At 43.2% G+C, this 1,755-nt stretch carries 1 protein-coding gene; it reads left to right on the top strand.

Annotated elements, in window-relative coordinates:
• Window positions 1–375: 375 nt before the first annotated feature.
• Entirely contained in the window at window positions 376–1,605 is a 1,230-nt protein-coding gene (locus ACTWQB_RS17190) for an IS110 family transposase (RefSeq protein WP_443140382.1), read from the top strand.
• The last annotated feature ends 150 nt before the right edge of the window (window positions 1,606–1,755 follow it).

The raw sequence follows: 1,755 nt of genomic DNA, 5'->3' as shown, positions 1-1,755 counted from the left end.
CCCCCTCGTATATTATGTTTAGGGCCTATCATTTGAGCCCAGATTTTCTTGCATTTCCTGCTGAATATAGTCAAAAGTCTTGGACGTCTCGAGATGTTCCTAGATAATGGTCTTAGGATCATTTGGGACAATTCTTTTCCCCCTTGTGGCTAGACCACACTATAAAGACTGTTTCCCAGTGTGCGTGCGGACCTTCCTACTCGCAGGCTGTGCACCCTGAACCTCGAACCTAGATGATAGTAGCTCTAGGGCGGCTTTCGAATCAGGGATAGTACTTATACACGAGGTTGCTGATCGGCGTTCACACTAGGGATATCTCAGGGCGTCCAAGAAATAAGTACCAATGATTCTAAATCGAAAGGAGGAAATCCCCCCATGAAATTATTTGCTGGATTAGATGTTAGTTCTTTTGATATCAAGGTTTGTTTGTTAGATGGTGAAGGAGAAAAGGTTAAATCCTTCACGGTCTCTAATGACCTTCCTGGTGCGAGTGAGCTTCGGGATACCGTTTTAGAATGCGTGAATGGTCAGGCTGTTGATACACTCAGATTCGGGCTTGAGTCCACGTCTGTTTACAGTTTTCATCCATCCATGTTTCTTCATCATGACGAGGCTCTCAAAGCACTTGGCGCAGAGGTTTTTGTCATGAATCCGAAACAGATTGCGAACTTTAAAAAGAGTTATAGTGACATGGACAAAACCGATGAAATTGATGCCTTCGTCATCGCCGATTATCTGCGTTTTGGCCGATTGCCAATGTCCGTGGTAAAAGAGAGCCAATATGTTGCGCTCCAACAGCTTACACGTTCCAGGTATCAGCTGGTCCATCAGGTTACCAAGGAAAAGCAGCACTTCCTTCAACACTTGAGTTTTAAGTGCAACACTTTCAAAGAGGAGGTCGACTCTTCTGTCTTTGGAAATGCCATGATGGAGCTGTTTTTTGAGAAGTTCAGTCTGGATGAACTTGCGCAAATGCCGGTCGAAGATCTGGCTGCTTTTCTTCAGGAAAAGGGCAGAAATCGTTTTGGGAATCCGGAATGCGTTGCGAAATCCATCCAGAAAGCTGTTCGCTCTTCCTATCGTTTAGACAAGGTTGTTGAAGATTCCATCGATATCATTATCGGAACGACTATTGAAGTTATTCGTACACTTCAAAAGCAGGTAAAAGAGATTGATAAAGCAATCGAGAGAATAATGGCTGGCTTGACGCAAACGCTTGTAACCATCCCTGGCATTGGGCCAGTATTCACAGCTGGAATTATCGCTGAGATCGGCCAAATCGAGCGATTTGATGATGAAACAAAGATAGCCAAATATGCAGGCCTTTATTGGCGAAAACACCAATCAGGCCGCTTTACAGCGGACGACACTTCACTTTCGCGGAACGGGAATCAGTACCTCAGATATTACCTGGTTGAAGCCGCCAACTCGGTAAGAAGGCACGTTCCTGAGTATCAAGCTTATTACGCGAAGAAATACCAAGAAGTTCCGAAGCATCAACATAAAAGAGCACTCGTCTTAACCGCAAGAAAATTAGTGCGTTTGGTGGATGCGCTACTACGCAATCACCAAGTCTACACGCCAAAAAGGAGCGTGAATATATGAAGTTAGCAAACTTCAAAAATCCTTTTAAATAATTCCAGTAATTACCAAATATTTACTGGTCTAGTTTCGTAATGCCTTTTTTAAGAAATCTGAACCTTGATAATCAAATATTTAATTATTTCTTTGTTGACATACCACCGCAGGTCTTTA

Origin of the sequence: Piscibacillus sp. B03, from assembly GCF_052246295.1 — a bacterium.
GTDB lineage: Bacteria > Bacillota > Bacilli > Bacillales > Alkalibacillaceae > Piscibacillus.
Note: the sequence above shows the minus strand (reverse complement) of the source record. Positions and strands in the feature narration are given on the sequence as shown.

Coding starts and splice junctions, on each gene's coding strand:
- ACTWQB_RS17190 (WP_443140382.1), top strand. CDS start 376: ATGAAATTATTTGCTGGATTAGATGTTAGTTCTTTTGATATCAAGGTT.